This window comes from Aureimonas populi, assembly GCF_017815515.1.
GTDB lineage: Bacteria > Pseudomonadota > Alphaproteobacteria > Rhizobiales > Rhizobiaceae > Aureimonas > Aureimonas populi.
Genome location: NZ_CP072611.1, coordinates 2,532,031 through 2,555,139, shown reverse-complemented (window position 1 = coordinate 2,555,139; position 23,109 = coordinate 2,532,031). Strand labels below are relative to the sequence as shown.

Genomic DNA, 23,109 nt, shown 5'->3' with positions numbered 1-23,109 from the left:
GGCGGGCTTTCAGAACGTCAGCTTCAACGACGCGTTGGCGCCGTAGACCCAATCGTCCCCTACGGCGGCGTCGAAATAGGCCCCGCGATCGATCGACTGCTCCCCGTCCGTCCAGTAGCCGATCAGGCCGCCGAGACGAATTTCGGCGAAGCCGTGCCGCAGGCCGAGGCCGCCGGAGAGTGTGTAGAGGTCAGTATAGGTGGTGTCCGCCCCGGTCGAGACGCCGCGATCGTAACCGATCGCTACCAGGCCGGAGAGATTCTCGTTGAACGCGCGCCCGATGCCCAGGCTCGCCGTGTAGCCATCGCGCCAGTAATAGGGCTGCTCGCTCGCGGAGCTGCCGATGAGCGGGTTGCCGATGGTGTTCACCACGACGCGATTGGTGCTCCAGTCCGTCCAGCGGAACGAGCCGACAAGGAGGGTTCCCTCCGCGATGCCGGTCTGGGCGTTGATCGTGAAGCTCTGGGGGCTGGTCGCCGTGTTCAGCTCCGAGGCGACCGGGATGACCGTGCCGGTCGGGAACGTGCCGGCCACCGCGTTTGCGATAGTGTTCGCCAGCACTGGCGGAAGCGGGACATTCGTTCCGTTCAGAGTCACATAGGCCGGCCCCGTCACCTGCACGGTGCCCGAACCGGCAATGTCGTCATGCTCGATCTCGGAGCGGTACATCGCCTGCACGCGCAGCGCGATCTCCGGCCGCTCATAGGCGATGCCCAGCCGGTAGCCTGCCTTGTACTCGCCGCGATTCTCCACGTCGACGAGCGTTGGCAGCGTGATCTGCGCGCCCGGAAGCAGCCCGGTGACGGCGGAAACGAGGGCCGCCCCCTGCGGGCTGGTGGCGGCGAGCTGCGGGTTGAGGTTGCGGAAGCCGAAGCTGGAGCCGTCGAAGTTGAAGTCCTCGAACAGGATGCCGCCCAGCAGACTGAACCGGCCCATGTCGCTGGTGTAGCTGACCCGGCAGGTGGCGCTCACCTCGTTGGAATCGAAATCGATGGAGCGCGTGCGCGACGTGGTCAACGCGCTGGAGCGCTGGAGCGGAAGAGCTCCGTCAGGCGAGCCGGTGTAATCGGCGGAAGCGGCGAAGGTTTCCACGAAGGCGCCGGAACACGCGAACTGGTCGCCGCCGAATTTCACGGCGTAGCTCGGGATCGTGTAATTGCCCGTATAGTCTCCGAAATCACCGGAAACGCCATTGATCGAGGTGAAGCCGCGCCGCGGCTCGACATAGGAGATGGTCGCGCGCGTCGAGAAGGAACCGGGCTCGAAAAGAATGTCCGTGTCGGCCGTTCCGCGTTGGAAGCCGCCCGCATGGGCCGCTCCCGACAAAGCCAGCGCGGCGAGGCCCGCCCCTGCCGTCAACTTCGCGATAATCTTCATGATCCCCGATCCTCCCAAGATTGTCGCGCGGGAGAACTTCCTCTTTTCTCCGGCGCGGGAGCAACGGTATGCGGGGCAACGGCGCTTGCAAATAGGCTGGAGTCGTTCCACCGGAACCGGCAAGAGGCGTGCGATCCTCATGCAAATGGTTCGGATGTGTCACCAACCTATTGTTGTGTAATTCTGTTTCTCGCTGATTAAGCCGTATGAGGACGCGCGAAGGAGGCACCTTCCGTAAACGGAAGGTGCCCGGTCGTGGCAGGAATGTGACAGCGACCGCTTGGCCCGGAGCGGCTCTATCCTGCGAGATGAGCCAAGGCGGAGGCGAGCGCCTTTGCTTCCGCCTCGTATCCGGCGCGCTTCTCCCGCTCCTGCTCCACCACTTCCTCCGGTGCGTTGGAGACGAAGCGTTCGTTGGCGAGCTTCTTGTCGATTCGCGCCATCTCGTCCCGAGCCTTTGCTTCCGCCTTGCGAAGGCGGGCGCGCTCGGCGTCCACGTCGATCATGCCGGCGAGCGGGATCGCGTAGCGCCCGCCCGCCACGACGATCTGGGCCGACTGGGCAGGCGCGACATCGGCCTGCGAGATCGCATCGAGGCGCGCGAGGCGCTTCAGCGCGGGTGCATGTCGCTCCAGCCGCGCGCAAGCCTCGGCGTCCGGCGCCAGCGCCACCAGCGGGGCTTGCGCGCCGGCGGGCACGTTCATTTGCGCGCGCACGGAGCGGATCGCGCCGACAATCTCGATCAGCCAGTTGATATCGGCCGCCGCCTCGTCATCCTCGAAGGAAACGGCTGGCCAGTTCGCATGGCAGAGCAGGGACGGACGGCGCTCGTTCGCCGGCGCCGTCGTCTCCCAAAGCTCCTCCGTCATGAAGGGCATGAAGGGATGGAGAAGGGCGAAGATGCGGTCGAGAACGAAGCCGGTCACGCGCCGCGTCTCTTCCTGCGCCGCCTCATCGCCCTCGGCGAAGACGGGCTTCGCCAGCTCGAGATACCAGTCGCAGAACGAATTCCAGACGAAGCGGTAGATGGCCGAGGCCGCGTCGTTGAACCGGAACGCTGCCAGCGCGCCGTCCATCTCGCGGACGGTGCGCGTCAACTCCGTGGCGATCCAGCGATTGAGCGGAAGCGAGAGCGCATCCGGCTTGAGATGCACGTCGTGCACCGCCCCGTTCATCCCGGCAAAGCGCGTGGCGTTCCAAAGCTTGGTGCCGAAGTTCCGGTAGCCCGCAATGCGCTGCGGGTCGAGCTTCACGTCCCGGCCCTGCGCCGCCATGATGGCGAGGGTGAAGCGCAAGGCGTCGGCCCCGAATTCGTCGATAAGGTCGAGCGGATCGATGACGTTGCCCTTGGACTTCGACATCTTCGCGCCCGTCTTGTCGCGCACCAGAGCGTGCACATAGACGGTGGAGAAGGGCTCTTCCTCCATGAAATGCAGGCCCATCATCATCATCCGGGCCACCCAGAAAAAGATGATGTCGAAGCCGGTGACGAGGACGCCGGTCGGATAATAGGTCGCGAGCTCAGGCGTCTCGTCCGGCCAGCCGAGCGTGGAGAACGGCCAGAGCGCGGAGGAGAACCACGTGTCGAGCACGTCCTCGTCGCGCGTCAGGAAGCCTTCGCGGGCCAGGGGGTCCTCGGCCATGGTCTCGGCCGTCTCGCGCGTGATGGTGCCGTTCAGGACGTAGTGAGCCAGCGCCGCCGCGATGGCCGCATCCTCCTCCTCGTCCACGAAAATCTCGCCGTCGGGCCCGTACCAGGCCGGGATCCGGTGGCCCCACCAGAGCTGGCGCGAAATGCACCAGGGCTGGATGTTCTCCATCCAGTCGTAATAGGTCTTCTCCCAGTTCTTCGGCACGAAGCTGGTGCGCCCCTCGCGCACGCTGGCAAGCGCCGGCCGCGCGAGCTCGGCGGCGTTCACGTACCACTGGTCGGTCAGGTAAGGCTCGATCGGAACTCCACCCCGGTCGCCATGGGGCACCATGTGGACATGGTCGTCCACCTTGGCCAGGTAGCCCTCCGAATCCAGCCAGTCGACCAGAAGGGCGCAGGCGGCGAAGCGATCCAGGCCCTGGAACATGCCGATGGCGCGTTCGCGGTCGGCCTCGTACAGACCCTCCAGGAACTCGGCATTGTCACGCAGGTCGACCGTGCCGTCGGGCGCGAGCACGCTGATGGAGGCCAGATCGTTGCGCCGGCCCACCTCGAAGTCGTTGAAATCATGCGCCGGGGTGATCTTCACCGCGCCGGAGCCCGCTTCCGGGTCCGCGTAATCGTCGGCCACCACGGGGATCAGCCGCCCGATCAGCGGCAAGCGCACCATCTTGCCGACGAGGTCGCGATAGCGGTCGTCCTCCGGGTTCACTGCGACGCCGGAATCGCCCAGCATCGTTTCGGGACGCGTGGTGGCCACCGTGATGAAGGTCGCCGGGTCCGCCGGGTTGTAGCTCTCGCCTTCCACGGGATAGCGGATGTGCCAGAGATGGCCCTTGATCTCGCGCTGCTCGACCTCGAGATCGGAAATCGCGGTGCGCAGCTTCGGGTCCCAGTTGACAAGGCGCTTGTCCTTGTAGATCAGCCCCTCGCGGTAGAGCTGGACAAAGACCTTGCGCACGGCTTTCGACAGGCCCTCGTCCATGGTGAAGCGCTCGCGCGACCAGTCGCAGGAGGCGCCCAGCCGGCGGAGCTGCTTCAGGATCGCGCCGCCCGACTCGTCCTTCCACTGCCACACGCGCTCGACGAAAGCCTCGCGCCCCATGGCGCGGCGGTTGGGCTCCTGCCGCTCCATGAGCTGGCGCTCGACGACCATCTGGGTGGCGATGCCGGCATGGTCCAGCCCGGGCTGCCAGAGCACGTTCTGGCCCAGCATGCGCCGATGGCGCACGAGGATGTCCTGAAGCGTGTTGTTCAGCGCATGGCCGATGTGGAGGGAGCCGGTAACGTTGGGCGGCGGAATCACGATCGAGAAGGGATCGGCACCCTCCCTGGCGCCGGCGCCGGCACGGAACGCATCGGCGCGCTCCCAAAGCTCGGCGATGCGTGCTTCGACCGCAGCGGCGTCGTAGGTCTTCTCAATCATCACAATGGCCCATTGATCCCATGGGCCTGCCGTTACAGGGAAGCTTTCGAACCTGTCAACGAAGCGCTGGCCCTCCCCCTTCATTTAGGGCGAAACGGCCGCCAAGGCCCTCGCTCAGCGCCGGCCGTTGCCCCGCGCCACGCGTTCGATCTCCTCGCGCACGAGGCGCTCGACCAGGCGGGGCAGATTGTCGTCGAGCCATTCGCGCAGCATCGGCCGAAGGATGTCCTGCGCCATCTCCTCGATGGAGCGCAGATGCCCCTCGCGGATCGCCTCGGCGAGCTCGTCGAAGGACGCGCCCACAAGCTCGCCGGTGTGGGTCGACACGAGCGAGGCAGGCTCGGGCCGCTCGGGGCCCAAGGCATCGTCGATCACGGCCTTGCGGAATTCGCTCATATGCCGGTCATCGCTGTTGGCCGGCACGAAAGCCGGGGCGACGGCCGCCTCCTCCATGAGGCCGGACGGGGCCGAAGCGCCCGTCTCGGGGCGTGCGGGCGAAAGAGGCTCGTTCGCCGCCCGCTCGTGAAGGCACATCAGGTCTTCGGAGGCGAGTTCGTCGGCAAGGCGCGAGGCGAGGTCGTCCTCATCGTCCAGCCAGTCGCGGGGCATCGGCACGGGGTTGGGGTTCTCGGCGACCGGCTTGGCCGCCGCCTTGCCTGTTTCCGGCGCCAGCCCGCCATCCTCGGCGCTCGGCCCGGTGGCCGGGCGCAGCCGGGCCAGGAGATTGCCGGCGCCGCCGCCGTCCGGCAGGCGCTCCACGGCAGGCCGCCGCTCCTGCGCGCGCGCCTCCCCAGCCTCCTCGCCGCCCTCGATGATGCGACGGATGGAGGCGAGGATCTCGTCCATCGACGGCTCCTGGGCAGCGCTGGCTCTCGTCATGCAATCGGCCTCCATCGGCAGAGCGCGGGGGCGCCCGGCGAATCACAAGAAGAAGGCTAGACGCAAAGCCGGCGCGGATGAATCCCCGCGCGGCCCTGCGGCCGGCTATCGACAAGGATTTTTTAACGATTGGGCCTTTCGCGAAGCAGGCGGGAGTGACGGGACCGTGCGAGCCTCAGCGCCCGTCGGGCGTGCGCAGGCCGTGCCACTTGTCCTGCACCTGCTGGTAGTGCTCTTCCGGATCGTAGATTTCGGTGTTCAGCGCCAGTTGCGTGGCCTCCATCCGGCCGATGGCGGACAGAAGCTCATATGCCGCCACGATCACGTCGCGTTCCGACCCCGCGAGAAGGATCTGTGCGGCAATCACGTCCTCTTGCGCGTTCAGAACGTCGAGCGTGGTGCGCTGGCCGACGGCCCTCTCCTCCGTGACGCCGCTGAGCGCGAGCCGCCCCGCCTCGAGCTGGGCGCGGTAGCCGGTGACATTGGCGCGCGCGGCCTGAAGCTGGGCCCAGGACTGGGCGACGGCCGCGCGAACCTGGTCGCGCATGCTGTCCACCTCGATGCGCCGCTGCCCGAGCACCTCCTTGGCCTGGCGCACCAGCGACGATGCCTGCCCGCCTTGATAGATCGGGATCGTGAGCTGCGCGCCCACCGTTGCCGAGACCTGATTCTGGGTCAGGACGTTGGGGTTCACCCCCGGCAGATCGGAAAAGCTGCTGGATGTGCCGCTCGATTCGCTCAGTGCATAAGTGTTGTCCACCGAGCCGGAGATGGTGATCTGCGGCAGGAGGGCGCCTTCGGCCGACTTCACCTGGAAGGACGCGGCTTCCACGGCGAAGAGCGTGGCCTGGATCGCCGGATGCTCCGCCTGCGAAATCTGGAGCGCCTGCGCGACGGAAGTCGGCATCAAGCGCTCGGGCGGCGGCGAGGCGGACTCCAGATCCCCGGCCACATCTCCCACCACGTCGAGATAGGTCGCCTCGCTGACGGCGACCTGCGCGAGCGCGCTGTTCAGAAGGGCCGTGGCCAGCGCTTCCTGGGACTGCGCCTGCGCCACGTCCGTGCGCGTGCCCTCGCCCACCTCGAAGCGGGCATCGGCCGCGCGAACCTGCTCACGAAGGAACGCCAGGTTCTGCTGGCGGAAGGCGGCGATCTGCCTGTCGCGGCGCACATTCATGAAGGCGGCAACGGCGTCGAGCAGCGTGTTCTGCACGGTGTTGGCGAGGTTGGCCTGCGAGGCGCGCACCTGCGCCTGAGCCGCGCTCACATTGTTCGGGGTCTGGAAGCCGTCGAAGATCGTCTGATTGATCTGGATACCGGCCGAGAGCTGTTCCGAGCGGCCGGTCGTGTTCGGGCGGTTATCGCTCAGCGAAAGGCGCGAGCGGCTGGCCTGCACGCCACCCGAGGCGCTGATGAAGGGCCGCATGCCGGCTCGCGCCTGCGGCACATTCTCATCCGTGGCACGCAGCTGCGCGCGCGACACGTTCAGCGTCTGGCTGTTCGCGTAGGCTTTCGCCAATGCGCCACGCAGCGTCTCGGCCTGCACGCTGTCCATTCCGCTCCAAAGAAGAGCAGCACACAGGGCCGACGTAAGCCACAGTTTCTTGCGCATTGTATCCCCTCATTACCGTGAAGCCGAAGAAGCGACCCCGGCTCCAAAAGCGAGCGGGCACCCCAAGCGCGCGCACTCGTCCGAATGATTGACATCAACCAGATTGATTGCGCCAGCCTTTCGTTCGTTAAGAATTGTTTATTTCCCGGCCGGTGTGGCCGTCAGCATACAGGACCGGCCCCCCGGTGCCGCTCAGAACGCGAAGGAGGGCTTTTCCACGAAACCGGGAAGCGGCTTCAGGCTGCAATTGAAGCCGAAACGGTCCGAGACGAGATCGCCGTCCTTCACGAACAGCTTGGCCATTCCGGCATTGCCGTGGCCGATGACGGCAACAAGCCGACCGCGGTCGGCGAGCTGGTCGAACAGCACCTGCGGCACCCGGTCCACCGAGCCTTCTACGAGAATCACGTCGTAAGGCGCGCCAGCGCTCCAGCCCGCGTTCAGCGGCCCGCGCGCCAGTTCCCATGCGCCGGCCGCCGACGCGGAGAGAGCCTCCTGCGCCCGCTGCGCCAATTCCTCGTCCTCCTCGAGAGCGACGACGGATGCCCCAACTTCGGCGAGAACGGCTGTGGCGTAGCCGAGGCCCGCGCCCACATCGAGCGCTCGCTCGCCAGACCGCACCTGCGCAAGTTGCAGCAGCTTGGCCAGAGGCGAAGCCTCCATCAGGAAGCGGGAGCGGCCCAGCGGCACATCGGCGCCGATATAGGCCAGCTCGCGGCGCGCCTCCGGCACGAAACGCTCGCGGGGGACCGTCAGGAAGGCGCGCAGCAACTCCAGATCGGTGACGTCGGTCGTCCTGATCTGGTTGTCGACCATCTTCGTGCGTGCCTGGGCGAAGTTCATCAGGGAGACCCCTTTTCCGAGCGCCGTTCCGTCGCTGTTCCCTTAGTCGGCGCTCGCCACGCAGGCAAGCGCGACATGACATCGCCGAACACGGGCGCTACCTCCCTTCGGGAACGCTGGAAGGAACAGCCGCCATGCCCCGCCCGATCCTGATGATCCTGCCTCTCGCCGCCGCGCTGTCGGGATGCGTCGCGGCACAGACATCGCTCACCTACGGCACCTTCGCCGTCACCGAGCGCCCGCCCACCTTCTGCGAGCATTACGCGGAACAGACCTATCTGAACACCGTCGAGGACCTTACCGAGCGCGGCGAAGGCTTCGGGGCCCGTGGCTTTGCGCGAGAGAGGGCACGCGCGACGGCCGACCGGGCCTATGACCGCTGCCTCGCCGGCCGCACGAACTAGCGGATCGTCGCCTACATGAAATCGCGGACGATGGTCTTCTCGAAGCTCTTCTCGAAGATCAGCTCCTCACCCTCGTAAGCCGTGACGCGCGCGGAAACGAACCAGTAGTCCGCCGAGCAGCGCAGCGATGCGACGCAATGGGTGCGCGTGGACCAGCCGTCCCGTTGCAGGACGCATGTCCATGTCGAGAGACCCGTTGCCGAAAGCGGATCGCGCGGGTCGATCGACCATACCTCATCGCGAACGTCGCGCGAAGCCAGCCCGTTTTGCGGGTGGCGCGTCAGGCCCGTGTCCTCATAAATGCGGTAGTGCGTGACGCCGGACATCAGGTCGCGCTCGACGCTACGCCGCGTATCCCCTTCCTTCAGGGTCTCGTATTCCGGCAGCGGGTTCTCGTCCTCCGGCTCCGGAACGGCGATCCGCTCGTGCTCGCCCAGAAGCGGAACTTCAAGCCTCAGCGCTCCGTGCGGGATGGCAAGGGTCGGGTCCACGGGTTGCGGCAGGACCATCGGCCAATAGGCGGTGGAGAGCGACAAGCGGATACGGTGGCCGGGCGCGAAGCGGTAGCCGCATGCGTCCAGCGTCAGGGCCACGCTCGCCGGCCTGCCGGGCGTCATGGCGAGGGGCTCGGCGCTGCCTTCCCGGTGGGCGAGGTTCAGGACGCCGAAGGACACGCGCGTCGCCGTGCCGTCCGGGTGCACGTCCACGATGCGCGCACACAGATTCGCAGCCGGCGCGTCGCACTCGAGTTCGAGCGACAGCACCGGCCGCCCGAGGATGGAAAGCTCCTCATGCAAGGGTGCCGTCTCGAAGACCAGCGAGCCGGCGTCATCGAGGCGCTGGTCCCCGGCCATCTCGGCATCGGGCTTGAGCGTGAACCATTCGCCGGCTGCGGTGCCGGTGTCCAGAGGCGAGCGCAGGATGCTGCTTTCATCCGGGCCCGGGCCCTGCCCTCCCTCACCGGCCAATTGGCCGGCGGCATCCACGGCAAAGGCCAGCATGGACGGCTTGGACCAGCGGTCCTTGGCGACCCAGAACCCCGGCTCATGCTCGCGCCGCAGGGCCGGCTTCGGCCCGTCCAGAACATAGGCGCGCACCTGCGGCCAATCCTCGGCGCCGTTCGGCTCGTCGCGCAGCCAGCGGTTCCACCAGGCGATGGCCTCGGCGTGGAAGTCGGCGCGGGGTCGGGGCCAGGCGAAATGCGGATATTTGTGCACCCAGGGCCCGAGAAGCGCCTTGGCGCGGGGACCGAGCCCTTCAACCGCCTTCAGGGGCGTGTTGCGATAGCCGTCCGCCCAACCGGCGATCACCAGAGCGGGGATCGCCACCGCGCCGAAATCCTCGCAGATGGAACCGTGCTTCCAGAAGTCGTCCCGGCGCTGGTGCGACAGCCACTCCTCCATGAAGAAGGGTTCGTTCTCCAGCCGCTCCAGCCACATCTCGCGCCAGCGCTCGCCCACCAGCTCCGGGTCCGGCGAGCGCGACTGGTAGGCGAGCATCGTGGCCGCCCAGGAAAGCTGCGCCGAGAGGTGGGTGCCGTCCTTGTAGTGAATGTCGTCATTGTAGCGATCGACGGTGGAGGCGATCGAGATCACCGCCTTGAGCGCGGGCGGGCAAAGGGCGGCCACCTGCAGGCAGTTGAAGCCACCCCAGGAGATTCCCATCATCCCCACCTTGCCGTTCGACCACGGCTGCGCGGCGATCCACTCGATGATCTCGCATGCGTCGGACAGTTCGCGGGGCGTATACTCGCCGTCGATCACCCCCTCCGATTCGCCCGATCCGCGAATGTCCACGCGCACCCCGGCGATGCCGGCCGCCGCGAAGACCGGATAGGTGGATTCGTCGCGCGGGCTCGTGCCGTTTCGTTTGCGATAGGGCAGGAATTCGAGGACCGCCGGCGCCGGCGCGCCATCCGGCAACCAGATGCGGGCGGCCAGTCGGGTGCCGTCCTTGAGCACGATCCATTCGTTCTCGAGGACGGTGTATGCGGTCTGGGACATGCGTTCATTCCGTGGCAGAGGGGCTTGGCCGGTGGCCGATACCGGCCCGGGCCGGTCGGCTCGGCGCTCAGGCGTCGAGCCAGACCCGGCTGGCGATGCGGCCGTTGGAGATGTCGTTGCCGATATCGTCCACGAAGCCATGGAGCTGTCGGGAGGCCGCGTTCACATAGTCGTTGAAGACGGGCAGGATCAGTCCGCCCTCGTCGCGCACCATCACGGCCATCCGGTGGTAGAGCTCGCGGCGCGGCTCGGGATCGAGCTCGGCCCGCGCCTCCAGCAGCATCCGGTCGAAATCGGCATCGCGGAACCGCGTGTCGTTCCACTCCGCGCTCGACAGGTAGGAGGTGGAGTAGCGCGAATCCTGCGTCGGCCGGCCGCCCCAATAGGAGGCGCAGAAGGGCTGCACGTTCCATACGTTCGACCAGTAGCCGTCCGTCGGCTCGCGCCTCACCTCGATCTGGATGCCCGCGGCCGCCGCACTCTCCTGGAAGAGCACCGCCGCGTCCACTGCACCGGGGAACGCCGCTTCGGACGTTCGCAGCAGGACAGGCCCCTCGTGGCCCGACTGGCGGAAGTGGAAGGCGGCCTTCTCGGGATCGTAGGCGCGCTGCTCGATGCCCTCGGGCGCAAGCGCATAGGCCTCGTTCACCGGGTAGTCGTTGCCGAGCGTGCCGTATCCGCCCACCACGCTGTCGAGGATCGCCTGCCGGTCGATGGCGTATTTCAAGGCCAGCCGCAGGTCGTTATTGTCGAAGGGCGCGGTGTCGCAGTGCATGAGGAAGCTGTAGAAGCCCTTGCCCGCCGTCCTCAGGATCTGCACGTTCGGCGCGCGCGCCAGGAGGCCCACCGTGCGCGGCTCGACCGTGTTGATGAAGTGGACCTGGCCGGAGGAGAGCGCGGCCATGCGCGCGGTGGAATCGTTCATCACGACGATCTCGACGCTTTCCACGAAGCCGCGACCGTCACGCCAATCGTCCGTATTGCGCTCGAAGCTGGTACGCACGCCGGCCTGGTGGTCGGCCAGCTTGTAGGGGCCGGTGCCGATGGCGGCGTCCGGCGCATCGAGGCCGCCGTTCGGCTGGATCTGCAGGTGGTAATCGGTCAGGATGAGCGGCAGGTCGGCATCGCCGTCCGACAGGGTGATGACGAGATCGCCCCCGCGCTCCTCGATGGCGGTGACGGAACCCAGAAGGCCGAGCGCACCGGACTGGGAGCCCTCATCCGTATGCCGCTTCAGCGTCGCCACCACGTCCGGGAGGGTCATCGGGCGCCCGTCATGAAACGACACGCCCTGGCGGATCTTGAACGTCCACACCTTCGCATCGGCCGAAGGCGACCAGGATTCGGCGAGCGAGGGCAGCGCCTCGCCGGTGGCCGGGTCGGATTCGACCAGCGTGTCGCCCCAGCAATGGGCGATGACGAAGGGTACGGTGCCGCTGGCGAGCGCGGGATCGAGCGAGTCGGTCGTCGCGCCGCCGCTCAAGCCGAGGCGCAGATGGCCGCCGCGTTTGGGCTCCTGCGCACGGGCGCTGCCCATGAGGAGGGGCGATGCAGCCAGAGCCAGCCCGGTGGCCGCCGCGCCCTCGATGAAGCGGCGGCGGCTGAGCGAGCCCGCTTCCACGCGGCGTCCCGAAAACTCACGACGATCGTCAACCATGCGGGCAACCTCGAACCTGACGGTGGAAACTGCTGGAATTGTCAGCTTGGGCGATGCGGATGCAACTTCGTGACTTGACGCGGCTTTACGCGCTCTTACGCTTCCGGCAAGGAGACAGTTCCCATGCCGCATAAGCCCGAAACCTTCACGCTGAACCTCAAGGAGGCGTGCAGCACCCGCCGGTCCGTCTCCGACATCTGTCGCCGGATCGGGATCAACCGCCAGCAGTTCAACCGCTACATCAACGGACAGGTCCTGCCCTCCCCTCATAACCTGTTGCGGATCGCCGGCCATTTCGGGCTGGCGGCGGAGGATTTCCTTCTGCCCGCCGAAAGCTTCCGCCTCCGCCTGAGCGGGGCCGCCGCCCCGGCCGTGCGGGGAGACATGCTGCAAGGCGCCTTTCCCGGCGACCTGCCGGCCCTCCGGCGCTATCTGGGCCTCTACCAGACCTATCACCGCTCCCTGTCGTGGCCCGGCCGGATCGTGTGCTCCTGCACCCGGCTGCACGAGGAGGGCGGCATGGTGCTCGTCAAGTCGATCGAGCGCATCGTCGATCGCGAGAACGAAATCCGCCAGCTTTCCAAATACGAGGGACAGGCCGCCTATCGCCGTAACAGGATCTTCATCGTGGAGCGGAGCCTCGGCGCGGAGGCGATGATCGCGCAGACCATCCTCCTGCCGTTCGAGGTGCACCAGCGCGTCTATCTCAAGGGGGTCACGACGGGCGTGTCGTGGCGCAAGGACAATCTGCCCTATGCCTCGCGGATGATCTGGCGGTTCCTGGGCCCCAAGGCCAGCGCGCGCGCCGTGCTGGCCCGCTGCGGCGTGTTCGAGGAGGATGCGCAGGAGCTGCCGGCGACCGTGCGGGGCTTTCTGGACGCTCGCGAACCGCAGATGGTGGGTGCGGCGGAGAGCCTCGTGCCCTGACTTATCGCGTGCCGATATCGTAGAAGATGCCCGCCATCATCGCCGCAGCCTCCTCCGCGATCGAGAGCAGCATGTGCTCGTCGGGCGCATGCTGGCCGCAGGCGCGGTGCGAGTGCGGAACCCAGACGGTGGGCATGCCGAGGGTTTCCGCGAACACCTCGTTGGGCAGCGATCCGCCGAGATTGGGAAGCAGCGCCGGCGCCTTGGCCGTGGTCTGCTCGATGGAGCCCACCACGAGGCGCACCCAGTCATTGTCGGGGTCGGTCCGCGTGGCCTTGAAGAAGCCGCGCTTCATGGGCTCGATCCTGATGTCCCGGAAGCCATGCGCGTCCAGATGCTCGCGCAGCGCCGGCAGGATGCGCTCTCGATCCACGCCGACCACATAGCGCAACTGGCATGTCGCGCGCGCGCTTCCCGGCACGGCGTTGACCGGGGCCTCCGGCCTGCCGCACGTATAGGCGAGCACTTCGAAGTTGCACCAGCCGAACACCTGTTCGGGCCCCGACAGGCCGGGCTCTCCCCATTCCGGGTCGATCGCCGGGTCGCTCGCGTCCTTCTCCAGAACGATGTCGGCCAGGGCCGCCCGCACGTTCGCCGGAATTGCGCCCGGCGTCCACTCGCGAATGGCCAGCCGCCCCTTCGCATCGGTGATCGTGGCCAGCGCGTGGGCCAGCCGGATGCCCGGGTTGACGAGAAGGCCGCCCCAGTTGCCGGAATGGTAGGCCCCCTCGCGCTCATCCGCAACGAGGTGGAAGCCCATGCCGCCGCGCGCGCCCAGAAAGACCGTAGGCGTGTGGGTGGCGGTGCGCGGCCCGTCGGAGGCGATGAGCACGTCGGCGGCCAGCAGGTCCCGGTTCGCCTGCGCCATCTCGTCGAGGCCCGGCGAGCCCGATTCCTCGCCCATTTCGATCAGGAGCTTTATGTTGAAGCCGAGACGGCCGCGCGCCTCCAGCACGCAACGCAGGGCCGCGAGGTTGATCGTGTGCTGGCCCTTGTTGTCCACCGTTCCGCGTCCGTAGAGGCGCTCACCCGTGTCATCCAGCACCCACGGGTCGCGACCGTCCCGCCAGTCGCCGCCCATGCCCCAAAGGACATCGCCATGGCCGTAGGTCAGGACGGTGGGCAGCGCCTCGTCCTCGATGCGCGCGGCGAAGAGGGCGGGCAGCCGCGGCAGGACGGGATTGTCGAGAACGCGGACCGAGAAGCCCATCGCCTCCAGCCCCGGCCGCAACGCGTCGAGGTAGCGGAGCTGGTCGGGGCCGCTGTCCTCGCGCGGGCTTTCGGAGGGAATGGCCACGCGCGGGGCGAGTTCGGCGGCGAACTCGCCGCCGGTCACGTAGCGCCGGGCGCGCTCGATCACCTCGTCGCGGCTGGTTTCGGCAATGGTCATGTCACGGCTTCCCCGGCAGGCTTAAAGGCTGATGAGCGCCCGGCGGACGCGTCACCCCTCCTTGTAGTAGTAGCTGTAGCCGTTGATCGCGGGCACCCCGCCCAGATGGGCGTAGAGAACGCGCGCGCCTTCGAAGAAGAAGCCCTTCCCGACGAGGTCGATCATCCCCTGCATCGACTTGCCCTCATAGACCGGGTCGGTGATCATTGCCTCGGTGCGCGCCGCAAGGCGGATCGCATCGTTGGTCTCCTCCGAGGGCACGCCATAGGCCGGGTAGGCGTAATCCGGATTGATGACGATCTCGTCGTCGCGCACGGGGCGGCCAAGCTCCACGAGGTCGGCCGTGCGGTCCACGATCTCGCGCACCTGGGTGCGGGTCTGCTCGGGCGTGCCGGAGGCGTCGATGCCGATCACCCTGTCCGCCCGGTCGTCCGCAGCGAAGCCGACGATCATGCCGGCCTGCGTGGAGCCCGTCACCACGCAGACGACGATATAGTCGAACTTGAAGCCGAGTTCCTTCTCCTGCGCGCGCACCTCCTCGGCGAAGCCGACATAGCCGAGGCCGCCATATTTGTGCACCGAGGCGCCGGCCGGGATGCCGTAGGGCACGCCGCCCGAATCGCGCACCTCCTGCATCGCATCCTCCCAGCTCTTGCGGATGCCGATGTCGAAGCCGTCCTCCACGAGCCGCGAATCGGCGCCCATCAGGCGCGTCATCAGGATATTGCCGACGCGGTCGTACACGGCGTCGTAGTGCGGCACCCACTTCTCCTGCACCAACCGGCACTTCATGCCGATCTTGGCCGCCGTGGCCGCCACCATGCGCGTGTGGTTGGACTGCACGCCGCCGATCGACACCAGCGTATCCGCCCCCGAAGCGATGGCGTCCGGCACGATATATTCCAGCTTGCGCAGCTTGTTGCCGCCCATCGCCAGGCCCGAATTGCAATCCTCGCGCTTGGCGAAGATTTCCACCTTGCCCCCCAGGGCCTGCGAGAGACGGGGTAGCGGCTCGATGGGGGTCGGACCGAATGTCAGCGGATAGCGCTCGAATTTCTGCAGCATGATGGGCCCCTTCCAGCCTTACCTCGGTGAGACCAGGAAGCTACCATTCGCATAATGAAAGGTGCTCTCGATTTTTCGTGATTTATGTGCTCCTTACACGCTCTTCCCAACAGCATGTTGCAACATGATTGTGATATATACCTGAAAATCGGAAGATTCTTTCATGCCTAGTGCGCTGGACCGTATCGACACGAAGATCCTACGCCTGCTTCAGGCCGACGGGCGGCTGACCAACGCCGAGTTGGCGCAGGCCGTCTCCGTCAGTCCAGCAACATGCCATCGCCGCACGCAGCGCCTGTTCGCGGAGGGTTACATCGACCATGTGAGGGCGATCGTCTCGCCGCAGAAACTGGGCCGGGGTGCCCTGGTGATGGTGGGCGTCGTGCTCGACCGATCGACACCCGAGAGTTTCGCGATCTTCGAGAAAGCGGTCGCCAAGCTCAAATTCGTCCTCGACTGCCATCTCGTGGCGGGCGACTTCGACTATTTCCTGAAGATCAGGGTGGGCGACATGGCGGATTTCAACCGCTTTCACGGCGACGAGTTGATCGCCCTGCCCGGCGTGCGCCAGACGCGAACCTTCTTCGTGATGAAGGAGGTGGTGGACAACGCCCCTCTGGATTTCTGAGCTCTGCTACACCACCCCGCGCGCCAGAGCGGGCTGGCTCGAGGATCGTTTCCGCGTCGATTGCGTTCTCTTCGTCGAATCCCGGGATTTCCACGAAGCCGAGGCTGTTATGTCGGAACACAAAGTCGTGACGCGTGAGGAGCGTGTGGGGGACCTTCTTGGCCATGTCTACGACGCGCTGGTGCTGGCGCGCATGGTTCATGCGGACGAGGCCACGATCAAGCATCTTCGCGCCGCCGCCGAGCGGCTGGAGGAACGCGCCGTCGAAGGCAGCGGATCACCGGCCATCCACCACTGACCCCGGCTTCGGGCAGGCGCCCGCGCAAGGCGCGCCGCGACATCCCGCGCAAGCAACACACTGTCCCGCCCCTGTCGCGCCGCAGGCATCGCCCGCGCGCGCCCGGCCGCCCCGTCTTTCGGACGAACCGCCCCCCGCTGTCCTGTCTCCAAAGCGCCCGGAACGATGGCCGTGTCGACGGGAGTGAAGACGCGATGCCGGTCCCCGGAATGTCAATACCGAAACAACGCCCCGCGAATCTAAAGGCTTTGTTCATTTTGCCACAAGGTCGCGGCTTCATGATCGGCTATGGAAGGGCGCATGTTGCAACTTGTTGTTGTTCAGGCAGTTTCGAATGCCGGTCCGCCGATATCTGCCTGAAGGGAGCGCCATGGCGATCGGGCGATACGTCACCAGCCGCAAGAGGCGCTTGGTTCCGGGGCTCGTCCCGGTCCTGGCGGCCCTCATGCTGTCCGCGTGCGTTCAGGGCGGGCAGCCGGAGCTTTCGTCACGGCAACGCTCGGTGGCGCTCGAGGATGCCTTCGTCGCCCCACCGGTCGGCGGGCCGCAGATCCTCGACGTCGTCCAACAGCGATATCCGAACGCGACCGAGCAGCGCATTCTCCTTGCCAACCGCTCGGCAGTGCCCGGAGAGAACTACCTTCAGGTGCAGTTCTTCGGCCCCGTCGGCAACTCGGGGACCGGACGCACGCCGCTGGACAACCGTTCTATCGCCGCCACCAACATGACGCGGGAGATTCGCCAGGCGGTTCCCACCGTGCCCATGAGCCGCTCGCAGATCTACGTGCAGAATCGCTACGGGCCGTTCGGCTATGCCGTCGGCCGCGCCGCTTCGGGCGATACATGCATCTACGCCTGGCAGCGGATTGCCGGGGTGGACACCTCGACGCTGCTTTTGCGCGACCGCGGCACGATCCAGATCCGGTTCCGCCTGTGCGACCAGGAGGCCAGCGAGGAGCGGCTGCTCTTCTCCATGTATGGCTTCACGATCCGGGCGTTCTTCAGCAACTTGCAGTGGAATCCGTATGGTGCACCGAAGGAAGCCGACGCAAGGCTGGGCGCCTTGGGCGAGCCCATGTTGCCGGAGGGCGCAGGCGGCTTCGAGGGCATTCTCGCCGATGCGCCCGACCAGCCGGCGCCGCCGCCGCCGCGCCCCGCCGCCGCACGCCCTGCGGCGCCGGCGGTAGCTCCGGCCCCGCCGCCCTTGCCCGCCCCGGTCGGCCCCATCGTTCCGCCGCCGCCCGGCAGCGCGGCTGCCTCAACGGTGCCGGCGCGTGAGGCGACCGTGCCGCCCGCCGCGGATGTCGTGGTGCCGCCTCCGCCCTCGGCGAACTGCACGCCGGCGCAGCGGGAGGCGGGTGCGTGCTGAAATTTGCCACGGTCCTCGTCTGGGCGGTGGCATCCGCTTTCGCCCTCTTCGTCATCACGCTTCCGATCAGCGTCCAGTCCCAGCTCATCGCGGTGCTTCTGGTGCTTTCGGTGATGGTGATCCTGAAGTTCCTCGACCTCGGCGGCCGCTGGCGCCTCGTGGCGCTGGCGCTCGGCACCGCCGTGGTGCTGCGATACGTCTACTGGCGCACGACAGGCACGCTGCCGCCGATCAACCAGATCCAGAACTTCATTCCGGGCTTCCTGCTTTATCTGGCCGAGATGTATTCGGTCTTCATGCTGGGCCTCAGCCTCTTCGTCGTCGCCGCGCCCCTGGCGCCGCGCCCGTCTCGCGCGCAGGAAGCCTCCGACCGTTTTCCAAGCGTCGATGTGTTCGTGCCCACTTACAACGAGGAGCCGGGCCTGCTCGCCAACACCCTGGCCGCCGCGCTTCAGATGGACTACCCGTCCGACCGGCTCAAGGTGTGGCTCCTCGACGATGGCGGCTCGCTCCAGAAGCGAAATTCGGAACATGCCGGCGAAGCGCAGGCGGCCGAGCGGCGCCATCGCGAGTTGAACGCGCTGTGCGATGAGCTGGGCGCGACCTACCTCACGCGCGAGCGTAACGAGCACGCCAAGGCCGGCAATCTGAACAACGGCCTGAAGCACTCCACCGGCGACCTTGTGGCGGTGTTCGATGCCGACCATGCGCCCGCGCGCGACTTTCTTCTCGAAACGGTCGGCTATTTCGACGAAGATCCGCGCCTCTTCCTCGTCCAGACACCGCACTTCTTCCTCAACCCCGACCCCGTGGAACGGAACCTGCGGACCTTCGACCGGATGCCCTCCGAGAACGAGATGTTCTACGGTGTCATCCAGCGCGGCCTCGATAAATGGAACGCGGCGTTCTTCTGCGGCTCGGCCGCCGTTCTCAGCCGCGCGGCGCTGACCGAATCGAAGGGTTTTTCGGGCCTTTCCATCACCGAGGATTGCGAGACGGCGCTGGAGCTGCATTCGCGCGGCTGGAACTCCATCTATGTGGACAAGCCGCTGATCGCAGGCCTCCAGCCGGCGACCTTCGCATCCTTTATCGGGCAGCGCTCGCGCTGGGCGCAGGGCATGATGCAGATCCTGCGCTACCGGTTTCCGCTGCTCAAGGGCGGGCTCTCGCTGCCGCAGCGGCTTTGCTACATGTCCTCCACACTGTTCTGGCTGTTTCCCTTCCCGCGAGCGATCTTCCTGGTCGCGCCGCTCTTCTACCTCTTCTTCGACCTGGAGATCTTCACCGCATCGGGCGGCGAGTTCCTCGCCTACACGCTCACCTACATGATGGTGAACCTGATGATGCAGAACTACATGTACGGCCGATTCCGCTGGCCCTGGATTTCGGAACTCTACGAATACGTCCAGACCGTGCATCTCCTCCCGGCGGTGGTGTCGGTCGCCCTCAATCCCAGCAAGCCGACCTTCAAGGTGACGGCCAAGGACGAGTCGATCCTCTATTCGCGCCTTTCCGAGCTGAGCCTCCCCTTCTTCGCAATCTTCTTCGTGCTGCTGCTGGGCGTGGCGGCCACCGCGTGGCGGGTTTATGCCGAACCGTACCGGGCGGACCTGACGCTGGTCGTCGGCGCCTGGAACGTCCTCAACCTACTGCTCGCCGGCTGCGCGCTGGGCGTCGTTTCGGAGCGCGGCACGCGCGCGCAATCGCGGCGCGTCAAGGTGGCGCGGCGGGGCGAAGTCGTGTTCGGCGAGACGGTGCTGCCGGCCACCATCGAGGATGTATCGGTGGGCGGCGCGCGCGTGCGCGTGTTCGGCACCCTGCCCGCGGAGGCGGCTGATCAGGCGCCCGCTACCCTGCGCTTTCGGCCCGCGGGCTCCAGCGAATTTTCGGGACTACCCGTCATCTTGCGCAGCTTCCGGCAGGAGGCCGATGGCGCGACGCTCGGCGTCAGCTACGCCACATCGGAGACGAGCGAGCATTTTCTGGTCGCCGATCTCGTTTTCGGCAATTCCGGCCAGTGGCGCGACTTCCAGCTCTCGCGCCGCCGCAATCCGGGCGTCCTGCGCGGAACGCTCTGGTTCTATTGGCTTTGCGTCTTCCAGACCTATCGCGGCTTCGTCTACCTAGTGCGCGGCTCGACTGCCAAGCGCACCGCTGCCCGGCAAGGCAGGCTGGCGGGGCAGCCATGACGCGGGCCGCCTCCAGCCTCGCCCTGCTGCTGGCGCTGACGGCGGCGGCCGCCGCCCAGCCTGCGCCGTTCGACATGTCCGACGAGGGCCCGCCCCAGCCCCGCGCCCCCGCCGCGCGCCCCGTGCCTGCCACCGAGCCGCCCCCGGCCACAGCGCCGGCCCGCCCGAGCCGGCCCGCGCCGCCGGCCGCCCCGGCGCCGGAAACGACCGCGACCCCGGTTCGCTACCTCCTGCCCATGGAGCGCCTGACGCTGGGCGGAGAGACGGCGCGCCGAAGCTGGTCCATCTTCCTTAGCGAGGCAGAGGCGCAGGCCGGCGAGACCATGCGCATCGGCTACCAGAACTCGATCTTCGTCGCGCCCGAAAGCTCCAGGCTGCGTGTCTCGATCAATGGCCAGGTCGTGATCGACACGCCCGTCCAGTCGCCCGAGGCCGTTGCCGACATCGCGGTCGAGCTTCCCCCGGACCTGCTGCAAGCGGGCTTCAACACCGTCGAATTCGACGTCTCGCTGCGCCACCGCACCGATTGCAGCATCCAGTCCACCTACGATCTGTGGACGGAGGTTTCAGGCCCGCGCACGTCGATCGGCTTCGCCCCGTCCAGCGACCTCGCCCTGCGCCAGCTCGAGGACATCAGGGCCGTTGGCTTCGATTCCACGGGAAGCACGCGCTACGACATCGTCCTGCCGGCCGGGGAACTGGCCGAGGGCAGCGCCTCCACGCTGCGGCTGGCGCAGGGGCTGGCCCTTCTGGGTGCGATGCCGAACCAGCAGATCCGGGTATCGGAAGGCAGCCTGCCTCCTTCCACGCCCGGGGGTCTCACCGTCCTCGCCGGGCCCGCCGAGGAGATCGCAGCCCTTGTGCCGGAACTGCCGACGGATGCGCGGCAGGGGCCCTCGGCCGGCTTTGTCGATCTCGGTGAGGGACGTGGCGCGCTCGTGCTTTCCGGCCCGAACTGGGCGGCGGTGGATGCCGCCATTGGGCGCGTCATCGCGCCGGTCGAGCAGCCGTTCTACGTGCAGCGCTCGCGTCTGACCGAACCGGGCTGGCGCAATCCGGACACCCCGCTCTTCTTCGCCGCGTCCTCTCTCTCGTTCCGCGACCTCGGGGTCGCGACCCGGGAATTCTCCGGCCGGCGCTTCCGCACCGAGTTCACCGTTGGCGTGCCGGCCGACTTCTATGCCGCGGCCTACGGCGAGGCGACGCTTCTGCTGGACGCGGCCTATACCGAGGAGGTGAAGCCCGGCAGCCGGATCGACGTCTATGTGAACGACGATATCGCAACGACGCTGCCCGTCGGCGGCGCGAGCGGAGCCGTGCTGCGTGGCTATCCGGTCTCCCTCACGCTTCGCCATTTCCGGCCCGGCGCCAACACCATCACGATGGAAGCCATCCTCGACACCGATTCCGACGCCATCTGCCTGCCTGGGACGACCAGCGATGCGCCCACGCGGTTCGCGTTGTTCGATTCCTCCCGGTTCGCCATGCCCGATTTCGCCCGCATCAGCCAACGACCGGACCTCTCCGCCCTTTCCGGCGTCGGCTTTCCGTTCAACCGCGCGGATGGCCCGATCCCGCTGGCGCTCGGCGAAACTTCGGCCGCCACCCTGTCGGCCGCCGCTACGCTGGCCGGGCGTCTCGCGCTCGTCGCCGGGCGGCCGCTTCCCTTCGACACATCGCTGAGCGTGGCTTCCGCGCAAGGCCGCGATGCGCTGTTCATCGGCCCGGCCTCGCGCATTCCGGTGGGCATCCTGCCGCAGGTGGGCGTCGCGGAGGGGCTGCGCCTCGGCTGGAGCGAAAGCGGAACGGGCGCGGTGACGCGGCAGACCGACGCATCCATCGCGCGCTGGCAGCAACAGGTGGGTAGCGGCTGGCGTCGCCCCTTCGTGGCCATCGAGGAATGGCTGTCGCAGCGCTTCGACCTGTCCGTAGATGCTCTGCGCCTGACGCGCCAGGCGCCCCCACCCTTCTCGCCGCCGGCCGATTCCTCCATGATCGTCGCGCAGGGCCGCGACCCGAGCGACGGGCACACATGGACCCTGGTTGTGGGGCGCACCGGCGCCGAGCTGGCCGACGGGGCGGCGTTTCTGGCGCGCGAGGAGAACTGGGATCAGCTCTCGGGCCGCCTCACGCTCTACGATCCCGTGCAGGCGAGCTACGCCCAGCTTCCGGCGACCGACACCCGCCTCGTCCCTTCCGTACCGACCTCGTTCTCCAACCTTCGGCTCGTCGCGGCGAACTGGCTTTCGGAGAACGCCTTGGCCTATGCTCTGCTGCTGGCTGTCGCGTCCCTCATCCTGGGGGTGGCGACAGGCGCGCTGACAGGTGTGCTGGGGAGGCGGCGATGAGGTTTGTCCATCTTGTCTGCGCGGCGTCGATCGCCCTCTCCGGCCTCGGATCGCCGGCGGTAGCGCAGGAGGAAACCGTGCTGGCACCGGAATGGAGCGCCTATCTCGAGCGTTTCGTGGACGAGCAGGGCCGCGTGATCGACGACGGCAATGGCGGCATCAGCCACAGCGAGGGCCAGGGCTACGGGCTCACTCTCGCTTTCCTCGCGGGCGACCAGGCAACCTTCGAGCGCATCTGGTCCTTCACGCGTACCGAGCTGATGTTGCGCGATGACGGGCTGGCGGCGTGGAAATGGAGCCCGGACGCCGATCCGCACGTCACCGACATCAACAACGCCACCGATGGCGACATGCTGATCGCCTACGCGCTCGCGCAGGCGGGCGAGGCTTGGCGACGCGAGGACTTCACACAGGCCGCCACGGCGCTGGCAGAGGCGATCGGCACGCTCGCCTACACGCAGGACGGCCGCCTGACCCTGCCGCCGGCCCGCGAGGGCTACGGGCGCGACGAGCGGCCGGACGGGCCGGTGATCAATCCGTCCTACTGGATCTACGAGGCCTTCCCCGTACTGGCCCGGCTGGCGCCGGACACGGACTGGCAGGCCATCTCGGACGGCGGGCTGGAAACGCTGCGCGCCTCTCTGACGGGCCCGCGCGCGCTGCCGCCCGAATGGCTTTCCATCGCCACCACCGAACGGCCCGCCCAGGGCTTCGCAGCCGAGTTCGGCTATAACGCGGTGCGTATCCCGCTCTACATGGTGCGGGCCGGGGCCGGAGACGAGGCGCTTCTCACCGCGCTGGCGGACGGCATGAGCGATCCGGACGGCTCCGTGGCCTTGGTCGATCTGGAATCGGGGGAGACGCGGGAAACGCTCGCGGACGCCGGCTACCGCATCATTCCAGCGCTGGTCGCCTGTGCGGTTTCAGGCACCCCCGTGCCGGACGATTTGCGGAGCTTCGAGCCCACGCTCTACTATCCCTCGACCCTGCATCTGCTTGCCCTGTCGCATCTGCGGCAGGCCAGGCCGGAGTGCCTTTCTTGA

General features: G+C 67.3%; 17 protein-coding genes. 8 read left to right on the top strand and 9 right to left on the bottom strand.

Translation table 11 applies throughout. The features are described from left to right. Positions 1-9 precede the first annotated feature (9 nt). From J7654_RS11950 to J7654_RS11930, 5 genes are all read right to left on the bottom strand, one after another. Positions 10-1,377 (bottom strand): long-chain fatty acid transporter, encoded by a 1,368-nt coding sequence (locus tag J7654_RS11950; protein ID WP_245195483.1) that lies wholly within the window; start codon positions 1,375-1,377, stop codon positions 10-12. Between the two features lie 296 nt (positions 1,378-1,673). After that, entirely contained in the window at positions 1,674-4,454 is a 2,781-nt protein-coding gene (locus J7654_RS11945; RefSeq protein ID WP_209736151.1) for a valine--tRNA ligase, read from the bottom strand. Positions 4,455-4,568: 114 nt separating this feature from the next. Then, on the bottom strand, positions 4,569-5,333 hold the full coding sequence (locus J7654_RS11940; RefSeq protein WP_209736150.1) for a PopZ family protein: 765 nt from the start codon (positions 5,331-5,333) through the stop codon (positions 4,569-4,571). Positions 5,334-5,508: 175 nt separating this feature from the next. Continuing rightward, positions 5,509-6,888: a TolC family outer membrane protein gene (locus J7654_RS11935; RefSeq protein WP_209736149.1), complete on the bottom strand. Its 1,380-nt coding sequence runs from the start codon at positions 6,886-6,888 to the stop codon at positions 5,509-5,511. Between the two features lie 249 nt (positions 6,889-7,137). Continuing rightward, positions 7,138-7,788, bottom strand: a complete 651-nt coding sequence (locus J7654_RS11930; protein WP_209736148.1) for a protein-L-isoaspartate O-methyltransferase family protein — start codon at positions 7,786-7,788, stop codon at positions 7,138-7,140. 134 nt (positions 7,789-7,922) lie between these two features. Here J7654_RS11930 and J7654_RS11925 point away from each other — a divergent pair, with 134 nt between their 5' ends. After that, positions 7,923-8,192: a hypothetical protein gene (locus tag J7654_RS11925; protein ID WP_209736147.1), complete on the top strand. Its 270-nt coding sequence runs from the start codon at positions 7,923-7,925 to the stop codon at positions 8,190-8,192. An 11-nt stretch (positions 8,193-8,203) separates the two neighbouring features. Here J7654_RS11925 and J7654_RS11920 read toward each other — a convergent pair whose 3' ends face one another. Continuing rightward, a complete protein-coding gene (locus J7654_RS11920; protein ID WP_209736146.1) occupies positions 8,204-10,195 on the bottom strand; it encodes a CocE/NonD family hydrolase in 1,992 nt (663 codons plus the stop codon). A 67-nt stretch (positions 10,196-10,262) separates the two neighbouring features. Then, on the bottom strand, positions 10,263-11,852 hold the full coding sequence (locus tag J7654_RS11915) for an ABC transporter substrate-binding protein (protein WP_209736145.1): 1,590 nt from the start codon (positions 11,850-11,852) through the stop codon (positions 10,263-10,265). Between the two features lie 123 nt (positions 11,853-11,975). On the opposite strand from J7654_RS11915, the gene J7654_RS11910 reads away from it, so the two are divergent. Further along, entirely contained in the window at positions 11,976-12,779 is an 804-nt protein-coding gene (locus tag J7654_RS11910; RefSeq protein ID WP_209736144.1) for a helix-turn-helix domain-containing protein, read from the top strand. Between the two features lies 1 nt (position 12,780). On the opposite strand, the gene J7654_RS11905 is transcribed toward J7654_RS11910, so the two are convergent. Both J7654_RS11905 and J7654_RS11900 read right to left on the bottom strand, forming a co-directional pair. Next, positions 12,781-14,169, bottom strand: a complete 1,389-nt coding sequence (locus J7654_RS11905) for a M20 family metallopeptidase (RefSeq protein WP_209736143.1) — start codon at positions 14,167-14,169, stop codon at positions 12,781-12,783. Between the two features lie 51 nt (positions 14,170-14,220). After that, positions 14,221-15,234, bottom strand: a complete 1,014-nt coding sequence (locus tag J7654_RS11900) for a 1-aminocyclopropane-1-carboxylate deaminase (protein ID WP_209736142.1) — start codon at positions 15,232-15,234, stop codon at positions 14,221-14,223. 163 nt (positions 15,235-15,397) lie between these two features. Here J7654_RS11900 and J7654_RS11895 point away from each other — a divergent pair, with 163 nt between their 5' ends. From J7654_RS11895 to J7654_RS11870, 6 genes are all read left to right on the top strand, one after another. Beyond that, entirely contained in the window at positions 15,398-15,862 is a 465-nt protein-coding gene (locus J7654_RS11895; RefSeq protein WP_209736141.1) for an Lrp/AsnC family transcriptional regulator, read from the top strand. Positions 15,863-15,971: 109 nt separating this feature from the next. Then, positions 15,972-16,160, top strand: coding sequence for a hypothetical protein (locus tag J7654_RS11890; RefSeq protein ID WP_209736140.1), 189 nt, complete (start codon positions 15,972-15,974; stop codon positions 16,158-16,160). Between the two features lie 370 nt (positions 16,161-16,530). Then, the gene (bcsN, locus tag J7654_RS11885; RefSeq protein WP_209736139.1) at positions 16,531-17,529 is read left to right on the top strand and encodes a cellulose biosynthesis protein BcsN; all 999 of its coding nucleotides are present in this window, start codon (positions 16,531-16,533) and stop codon (positions 17,527-17,529) included. Beyond that, positions 17,523-19,718, top strand: coding sequence for a UDP-forming cellulose synthase catalytic subunit (gene bcsA, locus J7654_RS11880; protein WP_209736138.1), 2,196 nt, complete (start codon positions 17,523-17,525; stop codon positions 19,716-19,718). Before bcsN ends, bcsA begins: the two co-directional genes overlap by 7 nt. Further along, complete coding sequence (locus J7654_RS11875; RefSeq protein ID WP_209736137.1) at positions 19,715-22,066, top strand: cellulose biosynthesis cyclic di-GMP-binding regulatory protein BcsB; 2,352 nt, start codon at positions 19,715-19,717, stop codon at positions 22,064-22,066. Before bcsA ends, J7654_RS11875 begins: the two co-directional genes overlap by 4 nt. Beyond that, positions 22,063-23,109, top strand: coding sequence for a family 8 glycosyl hydrolase (locus tag J7654_RS11870; RefSeq protein ID WP_209736136.1), 1,047 nt, complete (start codon positions 22,063-22,065; stop codon positions 23,107-23,109). The genes J7654_RS11875 and J7654_RS11870 overlap by 4 nt, the downstream gene beginning before the upstream one ends.

Coding starts and splice junctions, on each gene's coding strand:
- J7654_RS11950 (WP_245195483.1), bottom strand. CDS start 1,377: ATGAAGATTATCGCGAAGTTGACGGCAGGGGCGGGCCTCGCCGCGCTG.
- J7654_RS11945 (WP_209736151.1), bottom strand. CDS start 4,454: ATGATTGAGAAGACCTACGACGCCGCTGCGGTCGAAGCACGCATCGCC.
- J7654_RS11940 (WP_209736150.1), bottom strand. CDS start 5,333: ATGACGAGAGCCAGCGCTGCCCAGGAGCCGTCGATGGACGAGATCCTC.
- J7654_RS11935 (WP_209736149.1), bottom strand. CDS start 6,888: ATGGACAGCGTGCAGGCCGAGACGCTGCGTGGCGCATTGGCGAAAGCC.
- J7654_RS11930 (WP_209736148.1), bottom strand. CDS start 7,788: ATGAACTTCGCCCAGGCACGCACGAAGATGGTCGACAACCAGATCAGG.
- J7654_RS11925 (WP_209736147.1), top strand. CDS start 7,923: ATGCCCCGCCCGATCCTGATGATCCTGCCTCTCGCCGCCGCGCTGTCG.
- J7654_RS11920 (WP_209736146.1), bottom strand. CDS start 10,195: ATGTCCCAGACCGCATACACCGTCCTCGAGAACGAATGGATCGTGCTC.
- J7654_RS11915 (WP_209736145.1), bottom strand. CDS start 11,852: ATGGTTGACGATCGTCGTGAGTTTTCGGGACGCCGCGTGGAAGCGGGC.
- J7654_RS11910 (WP_209736144.1), top strand. CDS start 11,976: ATGCCGCATAAGCCCGAAACCTTCACGCTGAACCTCAAGGAGGCGTGC.
- J7654_RS11905 (WP_209736143.1), bottom strand. CDS start 14,169: ATGACCATTGCCGAAACCAGCCGCGACGAGGTGATCGAGCGCGCCCGG.
- J7654_RS11900 (WP_209736142.1), bottom strand. CDS start 15,234: ATGCTGCAGAAATTCGAGCGCTATCCGCTGACATTCGGTCCGACCCCC.
- J7654_RS11895 (WP_209736141.1), top strand. CDS start 15,398: ATGCCTAGTGCGCTGGACCGTATCGACACGAAGATCCTACGCCTGCTT.
- J7654_RS11890 (WP_209736140.1), top strand. CDS start 15,972: ATGTCGGAACACAAAGTCGTGACGCGTGAGGAGCGTGTGGGGGACCTT.
- bcsN (WP_209736139.1), top strand. CDS start 16,531: ATGGCGATCGGGCGATACGTCACCAGCCGCAAGAGGCGCTTGGTTCCG.
- J7654_RS11875 (WP_209736137.1), top strand. CDS start 19,715: ATGACGCGGGCCGCCTCCAGCCTCGCCCTGCTGCTGGCGCTGACGGCG.
- J7654_RS11870 (WP_209736136.1), top strand. CDS start 22,063: ATGAGGTTTGTCCATCTTGTCTGCGCGGCGTCGATCGCCCTCTCCGGC.